At 52.6% G+C, this 17052-nt stretch carries 12 protein-coding genes; 11 read left to right on the top strand and 1 reads right to left on the bottom strand.

Annotated elements, in window-relative coordinates; all coding sequences use genetic code 11:
- Window positions 1-6: 6 nt before the first annotated feature.
- Window positions 7-876 carry an AraC family transcriptional regulator gene (locus R50912_RS12370; protein ID WP_042235159.1) on the bottom strand — a complete coding sequence of 290 codons (870 nt, stop codon included), beginning with the start codon at window positions 874-876 and terminating at the stop codon, window positions 7-9.
- A gap of 131 nt (window positions 877-1007) precedes the next feature.
- On the opposite strand from R50912_RS12370, the gene R50912_RS12375 reads away from it, so the two are divergent.
- The 11 genes from R50912_RS12375 to R50912_RS12425 all read left to right on the top strand — a co-directional run bounded on the left by R50912_RS12375 (window position 1008) and on the right by R50912_RS12425 (window position 16975).
- On the top strand, window positions 1008-1847 hold the full coding sequence (locus R50912_RS12375; RefSeq protein WP_042235161.1) for an amidohydrolase family protein: 840 nt from the start codon (window positions 1008-1010) through the stop codon (window positions 1845-1847).
- 77 nt (window positions 1848-1924) lie between these two features.
- Window positions 1925-2884 carry an aldo/keto reductase gene (locus tag R50912_RS12380; protein ID WP_042235163.1) on the top strand — a complete coding sequence of 320 codons (960 nt, stop codon included), beginning with the start codon at window positions 1925-1927 and terminating at the stop codon, window positions 2882-2884.
- A complete protein-coding gene (locus R50912_RS12385) occupies window positions 2884-3903 on the top strand; it encodes a zinc-binding alcohol dehydrogenase family protein (RefSeq protein ID WP_042235165.1) in 1020 nt (339 codons plus the stop codon). Before R50912_RS12380 ends, R50912_RS12385 begins: the two co-directional genes overlap by 1 nt.
- A 31-nt stretch (window positions 3904-3934) precedes the next feature.
- Window positions 3935-6172, top strand: coding sequence for a glycoside hydrolase family 95 protein (locus tag R50912_RS12390; protein WP_442950516.1), 2238 nt, complete (start codon window positions 3935-3937; stop codon window positions 6170-6172).
- 969 nt (window positions 6173-7141) lie between these two features.
- Window positions 7142-8824 carry a type 2 periplasmic-binding domain-containing protein gene (locus tag R50912_RS12395; RefSeq protein WP_042235169.1) on the top strand — a complete coding sequence of 561 codons (1683 nt, stop codon included), beginning with the start codon at window positions 7142-7144 and terminating at the stop codon, window positions 8822-8824.
- A gap of 93 nt (window positions 8825-8917) precedes the next feature.
- The gene (locus R50912_RS12400) at window positions 8918-9904 is read left to right on the top strand and encodes an ABC transporter permease (protein WP_052416259.1); all 987 of its coding nucleotides are present in this window, start codon (window positions 8918-8920) and stop codon (window positions 9902-9904) included.
- A 14-nt stretch (window positions 9905-9918) separates the two neighbouring features.
- A complete protein-coding gene (locus R50912_RS12405) occupies window positions 9919-10830 on the top strand; it encodes a carbohydrate ABC transporter permease (RefSeq protein ID WP_042235171.1) in 912 nt (303 codons plus the stop codon).
- Between the two features lie 130 nt (window positions 10831-10960).
- Window positions 10961-12493 (top strand): response regulator transcription factor, encoded by a 1533-nt coding sequence (locus tag R50912_RS12410; RefSeq protein WP_042235173.1) that lies wholly within the window; start codon window positions 10961-10963, stop codon window positions 12491-12493.
- Between the two features lie 24 nt (window positions 12494-12517).
- Entirely contained in the window at window positions 12518-14326 is a 1809-nt protein-coding gene (locus R50912_RS12415; RefSeq protein WP_042235175.1) for a sensor histidine kinase, read from the top strand.
- Window positions 14319-15839: a response regulator transcription factor gene (locus tag R50912_RS12420; RefSeq protein ID WP_042235177.1), complete on the top strand. Its 1521-nt coding sequence runs from the start codon at window positions 14319-14321 to the stop codon at window positions 15837-15839. Before R50912_RS12415 ends, R50912_RS12420 begins: the two co-directional genes overlap by 8 nt.
- A gap of 116 nt (window positions 15840-15955) precedes the next feature.
- On the top strand, window positions 15956-16975 hold the full coding sequence (locus tag R50912_RS12425) for an endo-1,4-beta-xylanase (RefSeq protein ID WP_042235180.1): 1020 nt from the start codon (window positions 15956-15958) through the stop codon (window positions 16973-16975).
- The last annotated feature ends 77 nt before the right edge of the window (window positions 16976-17052 follow it).

A 17052-nucleotide genomic window follows, 5' to 3' on the forward strand; every position in this document is an offset into this window, starting at 1 on the left:
AATCCCTCAATGAGTTCTGCTGTTTCTCCGGTAGGCAGCCGGTGTCACTTTGGTAATCCTCTTGAACGTACGGTAGAAATGGGGCATACTCTCGAAGCCGCAGGCCATGGCAATCTGCTCGATCGTGCCGCTGGATTGCAGCAGGCTGTCCTTGGCGGCAAAAATCCGTTTGGTCGCAATGTAATCCGTCACATTCATCCCCAGACGCTGCTTAAAGACCCGGCTGAAGTGGGCCGGAGAGATCGCCGCCCGCCCTGCCAAAGAGGCCAGCTCCAGCGGCTGATCCAGGTGATCGTTGATATAGCTGAGCGCCTCACGGAACCAGTCCGGCAGCAAGGCGCTTGAGGTTTCCGGCTCGGCGGCCTGCGGCAGGCAGTAGCGGTTCAAGTGAAGCAGTGTGAGATGGAGCAGCAGCGTCAGGGCTTGTCCGCCGTCCGGGTGGCTCTGCTCCCGTTCACTGTGGATTGCATCGATATCGTTCTGTAAAATTCCGGCGTGTTCAGGTGATAGGGTATACTTGTACTGCTTGTTCTTCTTGGCAGCGTCAAACAGCTTCAGATAAGCATAGGACTCGCTGTAGGTGTGGTTAAGAACAAGACCCGGGCTGAAAAATACAGCGGAGGAGGTCACCGGCTCCTCGTTGTCGGGAAATCCCCGGTGCACCGTGTTTCCGGGAACAACGATAACGTCGCCCTGGCGCATTTCATAAAAGGTCTGATCAATGAAAAAGCTTCCTTTGCCGCCGTACACGTATATGATTTCGTACCAGTCATGCTGATGGTCGGGCAGCTCGCGCTGCGGGCTTTTGGTTTCCTTGTAGTCCAGAAGCAGAGTGAACGGCATTTCGTTGCCGAAATGCTTGCGGATCGGTTCCATGACGCGGCCTCCTTAGCCAAATCTATCAATTCTTATTCTAATCATATCAAAATAAGGTATAGATTTGTTTGTTTAAGCTATTTTTATTCCTTTATCGGGTGTTTAAAATAAGGTGGAATGGAGGTGCTGTGATGTATATAGATGCTCATCAGCATTATTGGAAGATAGACAGGGACGATTACGGATGGATTACGCCGGACATTCCGGTGCTGTTCCGCGATTATCTGCCCGCCGATCTTGAACCGCATTTGCACAAGCACGGGATTAGCCACACGATTGTGGTACAGGCCGCGCCTACCGTGGAAGAGACGGAATACATCCTGGGACTGAGTGAACAGTCGGATTCCATAGCGGGTGTGATAGGCTGGCTGGACCTTGCGAGTCCGTCCTTCCGTGAGCAATATCAGCAGCTTCGCGGGCACCGGAAGTTCACCGGTCTTCGCGTGATGATCCAGGAGATGGAGGACCCCGGCCTGCTTTTGACCCGTCCATATATAGAAGCGCTCTCATTTCTTGCGGACGAGGATCTACCCGTTGATCTGCTGGTTCTTGCAGATCAGCTTCCGCAGCTTATAGAGCTGCTGGATCGGGTTCCGGGTCTAAGAGGGGTCATCGACCATTTAGCCAAGCCTAAGGTTGCAGCGGGTCAATTAGAGCCGTGGCGAAGCCGGATGTCGGAGATTGCGAAGCACCCGAATATCTGCTGCAAGCTGTCGGGAATGGTAACGGAAGCCGGTCCGGAGGGCTGGACACAGGAGGATTTCACAGCTTATATCCATGCGGTGCTGGAGCTATTCGGACCGGAGCGCGTGATGTTCGGCAGCGATTGGCCTGTATGCCTGATGGCGGCAACCTACGATGAGGTCCTTCAGATCTTGCGCACGGCACTGCAGGAACGGCTGTCGCCGGAAGAGATGGAGCCGGTCTTTGGAGCGAATGCAGTGAGATTTTACAAGTTGGATTCACTATAGTAAGAAGCGCTAAAGTGCTGACTCAGCTTCAAGTTCAAATCTTAAGTGCAATATCAAACTACAGGAGGTAGAACGCTATGAAATACAGAAAGCTGGGGAATACAGGGCTGGATGTCTCCGTATTAAGCTACGGGGCATCATCGCTGGGAAGCGTATTCCGGGATGTTCCCAAGGAAGAAGGAATCCGTACGGTTCACACGGCGCTTGATATGGGGATTAACCTCATCGACGTCTCTCCTTACTACGGCCTGACGAAAGCGGAGACCGTTCTGGGAGAAGCGCTGCAGACTGTTCCGCGGGACCGCTACATCCTGAGTACGAAGGCCGGACGTTATGGCTCGGATGAGTTTGATTTCTCCAGAGAGCGGATTATCCGCAGCGCCGAAGAGAGTATGGGCCGTCTGGGAACGGACTATATAGATATTTTGCTGCTGCATGATATTGAATTCGGCTCTCTGGAACAGGTGATGGAAGAGGGGATTCCAGCGCTTGAGGAGTTGAAGCAATCCGGGAAAATCCGTTATTTCGGCGTGACCGGCCTGCCTCTTCCTATCTTCGAGACCGTGTTGTCGCGGACCGCCCTGGATGTCATCCTGTCCTACTGTCACTATTCGCTGAATGACACCACGCTGCTTCAGCTCCTTCCGCTGCTGGAGAGCTGCGGCACAGGACTAATCAATGCCTCGCCTATCTCCATGGGTCTGCTCAGCAACCGTAAAGTGCCTGACTGGCATCCGGCGAGTGCGGAGATCCAGGCCGCGTGTCAGCGTGCCGCCGAATATTGCCGGGACAAGGGAGAGGACATCGCCAAGCTGGCGGTCCAGTTCTCTACTGCGAATGAACAGATTCCGACAACACTTGTAAGCACTGCGACACCGGAGAATATCCGCAACAATATTAAATGGACGGATGAGCCGATGAATGAACAATTACTGTCGGAAGTACGGGACATTCTGAAGCCTGTCGACGGTGCAACCTGGCCGAGCGGCCAGCCGGAGTGGAACGTAGCTCAAGGCCGGAACGGGGAGCGAATATAATGAAGGGAATTATTTGTGAGGAGATCGGGAAGTTCGTATACCGGGAAGATCTGCCGGAGCCGGAGCTTCAGGTCGGAGAAGCCATTGTAAGTATCCGGCGGATCGGAATCTGCGGCACAGACCTGCATGCCTACCGGGGTAATCAGCCTTATTTCACTTATCCGCGTGTGCTTGGACATGAGCTGTCCGGGACGATTGAGCGCATTGGCGACAACCCGCAAGGGCTGCGGGCCGGTGATCAGGTAAGTGTGATTCCTTATCTGCATTGCGGGCAATGCCGGGCCTGTCTGAGCGGGAAAACGAACTGCTGTCAGAAAATGAGAGTGTTCGGTGTCCATTTGGACGGCGGAATGCGGGAGCGGGTGAGCTTACCTGTAGGTAATCTATTGAAGACAGACGGACTGACGCTGGATCAGGCGGCCATGCTGGAGCCCCTGGCTATCGGCGCACATGCCGTTCGGCGCTCTGGTCTGGGATCAGGCGATCAGGTGCTGGTTATCGGAGCCGGTCCTATCGGACTGGGCGTGATGGCGATGGCCAGATATGCCGGTGCGAAGGTGATCGCGATGGATGTCAACGATGAACGCCTGGAATTCTGCAAGGGCTGGGCGCAGGCGGAGCATACCGTGAGTGCCTTGCGCGAACCGAAGGAGAAGCTATCCGGGTTGACAGAAGGCAACTTCCTGCCTTATGTCATTGATTCCACCGGCAACATCTCCTCGATGGAGGGGGCCTTTGGCCTGGTTGGCCATGGAGGAACATTGACTTATGTTGGCTTGGTCAAAGGGAATATAACCTTTAATGATCCAGATTTCCATGCGCGGGAAATGACCGTGCAGGGCAGCAGAAATGCGACCCGGGAGGATTTTGAACAGGTGATTCGGGCCATTACTGACGGTTATATTGATGTAGACAGCTATATTTCCCACCGCTGCTCATTCGAAGATATGACCGGCCAGTTCGAGAGCTGGCTGAATCCGGAGTCCAAGGTAATTAAGGCACTGGTGGAGCTGGATTAAATGCGAAGGAGCGGAATAAGCGATGACAAGCATGGAACAGAGCCAGCGGTTATGGTACAGTGAACCGGCGCAGGAATGGAATGAGGCGTTGCCGATTGGCAACGGGCGTCTCGGAGCCATGATCTTCGGCAGGGTAGCCGAGGAGAAGCTGCAGCTCAATGAGGATTCCGTATGGTACGGAGGTCCACGTGACCGCAACAACGAAGACGCGCTGCCTCATCTGCCCAAGCTCCGCAAGCTGATCCTTGAGGGGAAGCTGAAGGAGGCGGAGGAACTCGCCGCGATGACGATGACGGGGCTGCCGGAAGCGCAGCGCCATTATCTGCCGCTGGGCGAGCTGCTGCTGTCGTTCGGCGGGCATGAGCAGCCGGCTGCGGATTATAGACGGGAGCTTGATTTGGAGCGCGGCGTATCCCGGGTGAGCTATTCAACCGGAGGGGTCCGGTATACCCGTGAGCTGTTTGCGAGCTTCCCGGATCAGGCCATAGTGGTTCGGTTGACCTCCGACCGGAAGAATGGAATATCTCTGAAGGCGAGATTCAACCGTCACAACTGGAGATACCTGGAGAAGACGGAGAAGTGGCAGGACCATGGACTCGTGATGGGCGGAGAATGCGGAGGCCGAGGAGGCAGCTCCTTCGCTGCCGTACTGAAGGCAGTTACGGAAGACGGCACCTGCCGCAACATCGGAGAATATCTGCTTGTGGAGGGGGCAAGCTCGGTTACGCTGCTGCTTGCCGCAGGAACCACATTCCGCCATCCCGATCCGGCGCTGCACGCCAAAAGGCAGCTTGAAGAACTGAGCCGGGTCTCTTATGAAGAGCTGCTGGCACGTCATGTTGCGGATTACCGCGGCTTGCATGGGCGGGTTGAACTGACGCTCCCGGAGAACCCGCAGCTACACGGGCTGTCGACCGGCGAACGGCTAAAGCGGTTTCAGCAGGGGGAGGAGGATCACGGGCTGCTCACAACCTATTTCCAGTATGGCCGTTATTTGCTGATTTCCTCCAGCCGTCCAGGTTCCTTGCCAGCGAATCTGCAGGGAATCTGGAATGACAGCTTCACCCCGGCCTGGGACAGCAAATTCACGATCAATATCAACGCGCAAATGAATTACTGGCCTGCTGAAATCTGCAATCTTGCAGAATGCCATGAGCCACTGTTCGATTTGATTGAACGGCTGCGGGAGCCGGGACGGGTGACGGCCAGGGTGATGTACGGCTGCGGAGGCTTCACGGCACATCACAATACGGACATCTGGGCGGATACCGCTCCGCAGGATACCTATCTGCCGGCGTCCTTCTGGCCGCTGGGCGCGGCCTGGCTGTGCTTGCATATGTGGGAACATTACCAGTTCAGCCAGGACCGTTATTATCTGGTTCAGGCGTACGATACCATGAAGGAGTCTGCGCAATTCCTGCTGGATTATCTCATAGAGGATGAGGCTGGCCGGTTGATTACCTGCCCGTCCGTCTCGCCGGAGAATACGTATCAACTGCCTGGCGGGGAATCGGGTGTGCTGTGCGCCGGGGCCTCCATGGACTTCCAGATCATTGAAGCGTTGTTCAAGGCCTGCATCCGCAGTGCGGAAATTATCGGCCGGGATGAGGCGTTCCGCGAAGAACTGCTCTCTGCGCTGGAGCGTCTGCCTGGACCGCAAATCGGGAAATACGGCCAGATTCAGGAGTGGATGGAGGATTACGAAGAGGTGGAGCCGGGACACCGTCATATCTCCCATCTGTTCGCCTTATACCCCGGGGATGCCTTCACGGTGGAGCATACGCCGGAGCTGGCGGCAGCAGCCCGGACTACACTGGAGCGCAGACTTGCAAGCGGCGGCGGACACACCGGCTGGAGCCGGGCCTGGATCATTAACTTCTGGGCCAGACTGCAGGATGAGAGCAAAGCCTACACGAATGTAAGGGCATTGCTGGAGCATTCGACCCTGCCTAATCTGTTCGATAACCATCCGCCGTTCCAGATTGACGGGAATTTCGGAGGAACCGCGGGAATTGCCGAGATGCTGCTGCAGAGTCACACGGATCGCATCAGACTGCTGCCCGCGCTGCCTGCAAGCTGGAGTGAGGGTAGTGTGAAGGGTCTGCGGGCAAGAGGCGGCTATACCCTTGACTTCACGTGGGCCGATGGACTCGTTACGGAAGCGGTAGTATCATGTACCGTATCCGGTCCATGCCGGATCGAAGGCCCGGGTCTGGATTCCGTTTCGTTCACAGGGGAAGCGGGAAGCTCTTATACGTTTACCCGGTAAGCATGAACCGGAAGCTGCCAGAGTGGATGTTTATGGAAGATTGCGGTAACAGGATACTGACAGAGTGGATGATTATATAAGACTGTGGAAACAGGATATGGACAGAGTGGATGATTATAGAAGACTGCGGGAATAAGATGCGGACAGAGTGGATGTTTATATAAGATTGTGCTGGGGATTGGCGCATTTGCGCCAATCCTTTTCTGTGTTTGTGCAGGAAATTCTGCTTATAAAATAGACCCGCCGAAAGTCGGAAATGCGCAGGAATGAAGGGGATAAATCCCACTAATTCCGCCGAAAGTGGGCGATAGGAAGAAATGAGGAGCAAAAGTGCCCCTGATTCCGCCGAAAGTGGGCGATAGGAAGAAATGAGGAGCAAAAGTGCCCCTGAATCCGCCGAAAGTGGGCGATAGGAAGAAATGAGGAGCAAAAGTGCCCCTGAATCCGCCGAAAGTGGGCGATAGGAAGAAATGAGGAGCAAAAGTGCCCCTGATTCCGCCGAAAGTGGGCGATAGGAAGAAATGAGGAGCAAAAGTGCCCCTGATTCCGCCGAAAGTGGGCGATAGGAAGAAATGAGGAGCAAAAGTGCCCCTGAATCCGCCGAAAGTGGGCGATAGGAAGAAATGAAGAGCAAAAGTGCCCCTCAATCCGCCCGATATGCGCAGGCAAAAGAATGGTGTAAACTATCTATCTTGTTCTTCATTTATAGCTGCAGCCGTGTAATCGCCAGCAGGTGCATTAAGTCATGTGAAATACCGGGAGCGGCTCATCAACCGCCGGCTGCTCCTGTGCTAAAGAACGGAAATTCAGTTGCCACGCAGCAAGCAAGCGTTTTCATTAATCGAATTTTCGGGGGGGAAGTCCTATAGTTTATGAATTGTAAGCGCATTCTGAAAACGTATAATTAGAAATATCAACAGGAGAATTTATTAGCATAAGCGATTAGCCAAAAAGGGGAGGCATAACAACATGCACAAAACGGCAAAACGTTCAGCCAAGGCCGCTGCAGCCGGTGTATTAGCACTCACACTGGCACTTACAGGCTGTGGTTCTGGCAACAACAGCAGCAACACCGGAAGCAAAGATAACACCAGTGGAGGAAACGCCAGTCCGGCAGCGGCTGGAGACGACAATGCTCCGGTAACATTCTCGGTATTTATGAGTGGTCCCGGGCAGCAGCCTACGCCTGACAACAAAATTCTCAAACTGATGAAAGACAAAACCGGGGTCAGCTTCAATATGGAATTCCTGGTTGGCGACCTGCAGCAAAAGCTGGGCGTCATGATCGCCGGGGGTGACTATCCGGACATCATGTCGGGGGACGACAAGCTGATCAATGCCAAAGCTTACATTCCGCTTGAGGATCTGATTGAGAAGTACGCACCTAACCTGAAGAAGCATTATGCCGATGTGTGGAACCAAATCAAGGATGAGAGTGACGGCCACATCTACGTACTGCCAAGCTATGGCGTATATCAAGGTAAAATTACTGAACCGACTTACCAGGGACCAGGCTTCTGGCTGCAAAAGAAGGTACTGGAGGAAATGGGCTATCCAACGCCTAAGACACTTGATGAATATTTCGATATCATTGCCAAATATAAAGAAAAACACCCGGATGTCATCGGGTTCGAATCGCTTAACTTCGACTGGCGTGTGTTCCCGCTGCAGAATGCGCCTGAGCATCTGTCAGGACATCCGAATGACGGAGCGGTGGTCGTAGACAACAATGTAGCGCAGATTTTTGCCGACAAGGATATGGCCAAGGACTACTACAAGAAGCTTAACGAGATTAACGCTCAAGGGCTGATGGACAAGGAAGCGTTCGTGCAGAACTATGACCAGTACCTGGCCAAGATCGCAAGCGGCAAGGTTGTGGGTATGTTTGACCAGCACTGGAACTTCCAGGATGGCGAGACTTCCCTGATCTCCCAGGGCAAAATCGAAGATACGTACATCGGCTTCCCTCTGCTCTATCCGGGTGCTGAGGAGTGGTACCGTGACCGCGGAGCGGTCGGCACCAACCGCGGCTTCGGCATTTCGATCAATGCCAAAGACCCTGAGCGCATTATCAAATTCTGGGATCAGATGATCACTGAGGAATGGCAGAAGACGATCCAATGGGGAGTCAAGGGTGAGGATTATGAAGTGAATGCGGACGGTTCGTTCTACCGGACACCGGAACAACGGGCAAACGCAGACAAGACAAGCTGGCAGGTAGCTAACAAAATCACAGGTATGCACGGTTATATGCCTAAGATTCAAGGTACGTACAGCGATGGAAATGCAGCAGATCCGGGTACGCAGCCACAGGAATTCTTCGACAGCCTGAAGCCGTATGACCAGAAGATTCTGAAGGCGTACAACAAGAAATCCTGGTCTGAATTCTTCAAGGAACCCAAAGAGAACTATATCTACTTCCCGGCTTACTCCATCGTGCTTAAGGATGGTTCGCCAGCTCAGCTTGCACAGTCCAAGCTGAATGACCTTCAGGTTAAATTCCTGCCCAAAGCCATTATGGCCAGTCCGGCAGAGTTCGAAGGCGTATGGCAGGATTATGTGGACAAAATCCACAAGCTGGACATCAAGGCCTACGAAGACCGGATGAATGAAGGCATCCAGCAGCGTATCGAAAAATGGAGCGTCAAGTAAGCGGCACTAAGGCTTGAAACGGAGCGGGAAATGAACTTTCCCGCTCTTCCTAAATAGGAGTGGAGAGAACGATTACACAGGAGGGAATACTACATGTCTGATGCCGTACTGGACAAACAGGTCAAGAAACAGAAGACCCGTAGAAGCAAAGTCGATCCGGAAATCGGTGTGAGCCTCAGCTGGAAGACGCTAAAGATACAGAAACAGCTTATTTTCATGTCTGTGCCGATTGCCATCTATCTAATTATTTTTAACTATGTTCCCGTTTGGGGCTGGATTATGGCCTTTCAGAATTACCGCCCGGCGCTGTCCTTCGGCCAGCAGGAGTGGGTAGGCTTTCAGCAGTTCAAATTCTTATTCTCCGATGAGACCTTTATGCTGGTGCTGCGCAACACGGTTGCCATGAGCTTCATCAATCTGGTCCTCGGCACGGTAACGGCGATCGGCCTGGCTTTGCTGTTGAATGAGATCAGAGCCAAGTTCTTCAAGCGTATCGTCCAGTCAATTTCATATTTGCCGCACTTTCTATCCTGGGTTATCGCAGCGGGTATTGTCGCTACCTCCCTGTCCATTGATGACGGGATTGTCAATGTCATTCTAATGAAGCTTCACCTGATTAAAGAACCGATTATGTGGCTCAGTGAAGGCAAGTATTTCTGGGGTATTGTCGGGGCTTCCAACGTGTGGAAAGAAGTCGGCTGGGGCACAATTATCTATCTGGCCGCGATTACCTCCATTGACCCTTCCCTGTATGAGGCAGCATCCATCGACGGCGCTACGCGTCTGCAAAAAATGCGTTTTGTCACTCTTCCGGGAATTAAAGCAACCTTTGTTATTCTGCTGATTATGAATATTGGACATATTCTGGATGCCGGCTTTGAGCTTCAGTACTTGCTCGGCAACGGTCTTACTATAGACTATTCGCAGACCATAGATATCTTCGTCATTAAGTACGGGATCTCTATGGGGAACTATTCTCTGGCTACGGCAGCAGGGATCTTCAAGACCATCGTCAGTGTTGTTCTCGTATTCATGGCCAACTATACTGCCAAACGTCTCGGCGAAGAGCGATTAATCTAAAGGAGGAAGCCCTTATGAAAGCTGTAGCAAAAGGATCAAGCCGCTTAGAGCCGGTTGTGTTTCATACACTGAACTCGCTGTTCATGCTCTTTGTGGTTGCTGTAACCCTATATCCATTCCTCCACACGATGGCTGTTTCGTTCAACGACGGCAGTGACACGCTGGCCGGTGGAATCTATCTCTGGCCCCGTTCGTGGACGCTGGAGAACTACAAGGCGGTCTTTGTTTCAGGGACGATCTACCATGCCGCATTTATCTCGGTATCCCGCACGGTAATCTCAACGCTGCTCGGTGTTTTTCTCACCACTATGCTGGCTTATGCATTGGCGCAGCCACAATATATTTTCCGCAAAAAAATCGGCCTGCTGTTCATCCTGACCATGTATTTCAATGCCGGCCTGATTCCGAACTACTTCCTGATCAAGAATATGGGCCTGCTTCATAGCTTCATGGTCTATATCCTTCCGAGTCTGGTCAGCGCATTCAACCTGATCATTATGCGGACCTATATCCGCGGTCTTCCATTCAGTCTAACTGAATCGGCGAAGATCGACGGGGCGGGGGATTTCCGGATTTTCTGGAAAATCATCTTCCCGCTGTGTACCCCTGTACTGGCAACAGTTGCATTATTCATTGCAGTAGGCTCATGGAATGCCTGGTTCGATACCTTCCTCTATGCTTCCTCGGATATTAAGCTAAGCACACTGCAATATGAAATGATGAAGCTGCTGGGTTCCACGATGAGCACGAACAACGATCCTTCCATGCTTGCGGGAGGCCAGAATAATCAGGTGCAGGCTTTGGTTACACCGGCTTCCATCCGTTCCGCGATTACGATCGTTACGGCTGTTCCGATTTTGTTCGTCTACCCTTTCTTGCAGAAGTATTTCGTGGTAGGGTTAAACCTGGGAAGTGTGAAAGAATAATTGTCAGTTAGAATTATATAAGAAAAATATGGATAATATAACCGTTTCGGGTGAAGCCGAAGCGGTTTCTCCTGTTCAATACTGGTGAGCCTTGCAGAACTCCAAATACTTAAATAAAGAGGGTGATCCAATGCTTAAGGTACTGTTTGCCGACGATGAGCCGCTTATGCTGGAAGGGCTGCGATTCCTGGTAGACTGGGAGATATTAAACTTTGAAGTATGCGGTGAGGCTCTGGATGGGGAGGACGCACTGGAGCTGATTCACAGTACCCGTCCTGATCTGGTGATAACCGATGTGCGTATGCCGGTCATCGACGGCCTTGAACTGATAAAGAGAGCTTCTGAGAGCGTTTTCCGGCCCAAGTTTATTATCTTCAGCGGCTATGCCGACTTTGAGTATGCCAAGCGGGCGCTTAAGTACGGGGTATCCAACTATTTGACCAAACCCCTGGATGAGAAGGAGCTGACGGAGGCGCTGCAGAGGGTAACCGACCAAATCCATCAGGAGCGGAAGGTGTCCTCACGGCGTGAAGCTCTTTCGGCTCTGATGCAGGCGGATACGGTATCCCGGCTCCTGATGAGGGAGAACACAGAAGAGGAGCTGCAGAAGGGGCTGAATAGCCTTGGAATCTCCCCCGCCTCGCGGATATGCTGTATACTGGTCCATGGAACAGCGCCGGACAGCGTTCACTTGCGTGAGCAGGTCTCTTCCATGGGCGGCAAGGAGCCGCTTCGCAGCCTGAGCGTCTATCCGTTCACCGCAGGAAGCGGAAAGCATGGATATTTGCTGGTCTCCCCGCAGGAAGGGCCGGAGCTTGACCCGGCTATGCTCACAAGCTGGATGGATGAAATAAGACCCTTGTACAGCACACCGGTCTGTTTCACAGCAAGCCTTCAGCCTCACGGACCGGAGGCTCTGAATTCGGCTTATCAAGAGGCGCTGGCTGCTGATCTCTGCAGGCCGGATGCCCCGGAGAGTGAAGCCGCCGGCTCCTTTGAGAAGCAGGATAAGACTCAGATGGCGATGCTTCCGGCAGAGCTGAGAAGATCGCTGCTGCAAGCCGTCACTGAAGGGAAGCTTGAGCACCTGAGCGGGCAACTCCGCGTTGTGTTCAATATATTCTCGGCGGAGGTGGCTTCAAGCTCATGGATCGACGCTTTTCTGGCCAATATCAAAGCAGAGCTGCTTCGTGAAATTACCGCCAAAGGGGGAGATTATGCGCAGTGGGTGAAAAAATGGTTCCCGTCCCGGTATACAGCCAGCTGTCTGCCCCTGCTGGAACGGCAGACGGAGGAGGAGCTGTGCGAAGCCGCTGAGTGGTTCGCTGCGGCTGCGGACGGCAGGCAGGAGGACCAGATCGTGTCCGCTGCGATAGAATATGTCCGCGGACATTACCAGGAGAAGCTGAAGCTGCAGGATATTGCGAAAATTCTGCATGTGAATTCCGCTTACCTGGGACAACGGTTCAGGAAGCATTGTGGCAGCTCTTTTAACGACTATCTCCATGAATACCGTATTGAAGAAGCCAAGAAGCTGCTGCGCCGGACCGATATGTGCATTTCCGATATCTCATGCCGGGTGGGCTATTCAGACGCTGATGTGTTCGCTGCCAAGTTCAAGACGCTTAACGGCGTTACGCCTACCACATACAAGAAGAGCTAAATCAAGGGGGAGGAGGGGACTTGCATGAAGCATAAACGGAAGCCGTCTGCCTTCATCAATGATATTCCGCTCAAATACAAGTTTTTGTTTATCTACTTACTGTGTGTTCTCGTCCCCATACTCAGCATCAACGCCCTTTTTTATGTACAGATCAGCCGCAACGTGGAAGTACGGGAGAGGGAGAATCTGGGGATTTCGGTAGACCGGGTGGTCTATGATCTGATGCAGATCGTGAATGAATGTGTGGCGATCAGCAATACGGTGGCTGCAGACCGGCCCTATATGGAAATGATGGATTATGCCTACCCGGATAATGAGGCTTATTATGATGCCTATAACGATTTTCTCAAGGACAAGCTACGGCAGTACAGCAATCTCCACTCCTATATTTACTGGATGGGCATATATACCTCCAATCCGACGATCCAGAATGGCAGCAGCTATTTCATTCTGTCAGACAAGGATAAGCAGAGTGAATGGTACCGAAAAATATCAAGCAGCACAGACAAGGTGCTTCTAACCTCCTATCAGGGGACCAACCCGCTTAATCCGCCCCAGCAGGAGGTGTTTGTCAGCCTGATCCGCAAGCTGGATAACTTTACGGGCCAGCCCTACAATAAGTATTTGCGGATTGATCTGCGGCTGAACAATGTGCAGGAGCTGTTCCAGAAGGAGCGTGATTACCTGAATTTCAAGCTGATGGATGAGAAGAACCGGATCGTGCTTGCATCGGGCCAATCCTTCTACTCGCTGGATGCCAATGCTCTGCTGAATGTGGACACGAGCCTGGATCAGCCTTCAGAGCAGATTGTCCGTACGCTCAGCAGTGCAGCCTACACAAAGGGCTGGCGGCTGGTCGGAACTCCGGAGGGCCGGAAGGTGAATCATGAAATGGTCCATGCGCTAAGGGTCTCACTGATTCTTGCTCTATTAACTATAATCCTCCCTACCCTGCTCATGATTGTGATTATAAGGTCCTATAATCTGCGGGTCAGATTGCTCTACAAGCATATGAAGCTGGTCAAATATGAACAGTTCGAGAGCATTGATATGTATGAGGGGAAGGATGAAATCGGCGGACTGATCCGCAGCTTCAATCTGATGACCGGGAAAATCCGCAATCTGATCAATGATGTCTATAAGCTGGAGATTCAGAAGAAGGACCTGGAGCTTGAACGGGTACGGGCAGAGCTCAAATATCTGGAAAGCCAGGTGGACCCTCATTTCCTCTTCAATACGCTGAATGCCATATTGGTCATTTGCAAGAAATATAAGTATGAACAAGTCACGGATGTCATCCGCAATCTGGCTCTGATTATGCGCAGGCTGCTAAGCTGGAAGGATGACCTTATTACCGTAGAGGAAGAAGTCTCTTTTATCGAAATGTATCTGCAGATTGAGAAGTTCCGCTTTCAGAACCGGTTCTCTTATGTAATTGATATTGAGCCTGAGGTGCTGAAATGCCGGATTCCCAAGATGAGCATACAGGCATTGGTGGAGAATTCCTGCAAGCATGGCCTGCAGTCGGTCAAATGGGCCAGGAAAATCCACGTGTCCGCTGCGAGGGATGACGCAGGTCTGCTGATCGTAGTGACGGACAATGGCAAGGGAATCGAGAAGGAGAAGCTGGAATGGATCAAGTCCCATCTGGAAACGGAGCAGGATTCCGGACAAAATGTCGGGCTTCGCAATGTGTATAAACGCTTGATGTTGTACTATAACGGCAGAGCCAAGTTCAGCATTGAGAGCACCGAATATGAACAGACGGTCATTACCATCCGGATTCCCGAGGACTTGAGCCTGGATCTGATAGTGGAGGGATCTCATGTATAAAGTGGTACTCGCGGATGATGAAACCATCGCATTAGAGGGTTTACGGACGCAGACGGATTGGGAAGAGCTGGGCTTTGAAATCTGCGGGGCCTGCGAGAATGGGGAGGAAGCGCTGGCTGCGATTGTACAAAACTCGCCCGATCTAGTGATTACCGATATCCGTATGCCCGGGATCGACGGGCTGGAGCTGATAGGGCGCGTGTGCAGCCTTCAGATGGAGCAGCCGATCTTCATCGTGCTTAGCGGCTACGGCGAATTTGAATATGCTAGAACTGCCATTCGTTATGGGGTAAGACACTATCTGCTGAAGCCGGTCGTTGAGGCCGAATGGGATAAGGTGCTTACAGACATTACGGATGAGCTGGAGCTGCGTGTTAAGCAGAGGATGCAGCAGAGTATGCTGGCGAGCCGGCTGCTGCCACTGGCGATTGCGCGCATGCTTGAGGGTCACTGGGCCGAGCCTGAAGAGGAGGCGGCGGAGCAGATGGACCGTCTGGATGAGACCGTCACGGGCTGGACGTATCTGCATGTGGAGGGACATAGCAGCAATATCTCAGAGCTGTGCCGGGAGCTCGCCGGACCAGCAGGTGCCCTGTTCATTGACCTGCCAGGCGATCAAGCCGGGCTCGTTGTGGAGAGCGCGGAAGCGGCGGCAGGGCTGTCGGAGCAGCTATGTGCCGGGCTGACCCTCAGCGGTGTGAAGGGCTCCGTAAGCATCGGGCCAAGTGTGCGGTCACTGCGCGAGCTGCCTGTCTCCTACAGGGAAGCGGCAGGGGCTGCGGCCCGCCACTACTTCTATTCGGGCGGGAGCAGTCCGGTGGATTCGGCTATTGAAGGCGAGGGCCAGGTGAACTACAATCTCCCTGCCACGGAGTTGATTGAGGAAATGATAAGCGCTGTGGAAAGGCTGCAGGAGAAGAAGGTTCTGGAGAAGCTGAACGAGATGTTTGGCGTGTTCAAGGAGAACCGGACAGATCCGGGAGTCGTTCAGATGACGAGCATGGATATCATGCTGAGAAGCATGGAATTGCTGAAGGAATTCGGCGGAGTGGATGATCAGTGGAGCGGCACGCTTGATTGTTTCAGAACAGAGCCCAAATCGCTGGAAGCCCTGCAAGCCACCCTTCAGAACGTACTGGAAACGTGTATGAATTCTATCCGGCAGCACAAGGAACGCAACTCCGAGCATCCGCTTATCCGCGTAGAATGCTTCTTGAGGGATCATTATTCCAGGCATTTGACTGTCAAAGAGGTTGCCGAGCATTTCTATATCAATCCGGTGTACCTGGGTCAGGCCTTCATCAAAAAGCATGGGATCAGCATTCTGGAGTACATTCACAATCTGCGTATAGAAGCAGCCAAGAAGCGGCTGATCGAAACTCACGACACCGTCAGAAGCATTGTGGAGAGTGTGGGGTATGTGCACTATCATCATTTCCTGAGAGAGTTCGAGAAGCGGACGGCACTCAAGCCGGTAGCATTCCGGGAACAGGCCCAATCTGAACAAGGCTAGGGCATCCATTTATTTATTAGGGTCCAAGTCTTTACTATGGTGATGGTAAACGCATTCAAATCCGTTATGATAGAGATAGCTGTCCTAAAATTGTGATTCACAGGAGGTTAGAAAAGATGAAGCAAGCCAGCAGCGAAATTCCTGCATTACATGAAATGTTCCGGGATGCCTTCAAGATAGGGGCTGCCGTCAGTACTGGCATTATATCTGCTCAGGGTTCTTTCATTGCCAAGCATTACAACAGTATTACTGCCGAGAATGAAATGAAGCCGGTAGAGCTTCAGCCGGAGGAAGGGAGCTATACCTTCGATGCTGCGGACCGTATCTTTGAATTCGCAGAGGCACATGGAATCGGCGTCCGGGGACATACGCTTCTATGGCATAATCAGACAGGGGACTGGATGTTCCGGAATGCAGAGGGCGGCCCTTGCAGCAGAGAGGAATTACTGACCCGCCTGCAGACTCACATCAACACGGTTGTGGGGCGTTACCGGGGACGGGCCTACGCCTGGGATGTGGTTAATGAAGCTATTGAGGATAAATCCGATCAATATCTGCGGGAGACCCGCTGGCTGGAGATGATCGGCGAGGATTATCTCCGCCATGCTTTTGAGATGGCACATCAGGCGGACCCTGACGCTCTTCTGTTCTACAACGACTATAATGAGACCGATCCTGTCAAAAGCGTCAAAATCCACAAGCTGGTCCGCAGCCTGCTCGATCAGAATACGCCGATCCATGGCATAGGTATGCAGGGGCATTGGAATATCTATGGCCCGTCCATTGAAGAAATCCGCAGCGCCCTGGAGCTGTACGTCTCTCTGGGACTCAAAATTCAGATCACGGAGCTAGATATCTCGATGTTCCGTCATGACGATAAACGCACGGACTTGAAAGCGCCAACAGAAGAGATGCTGAGGCTCCAGGAGGAGCGATATGCGGAGATCTTCGCCCTCCTGCTGGAATACAAAGATTCCATTGATTCGGTGACCTTCTGGGGCGTGGCCGATGATTATACCTGGCTGGACGGCTTCCCGGTCCGCGGACGCAAGAACTGGCCGTTCCTGTTCGACGAGCAGAAGCAGCCCAAGGCTTCATTCACACGGCTGGCCGGTCTGACGGCTTCGCAATCTTAATCAATAATGGAGCCATTCCTGTAATGAATTAATTTGAGGTTTGAATGAAAAAAGCGCCAACTGTATACTGGGAAACG

The sequence above is a fragment of the Paenibacillus sp. FSL R5-0912 genome, from assembly GCF_000758605.1.
GTDB lineage: Bacteria > Bacillota > Bacilli > Paenibacillales > Paenibacillaceae > Paenibacillus_AQ.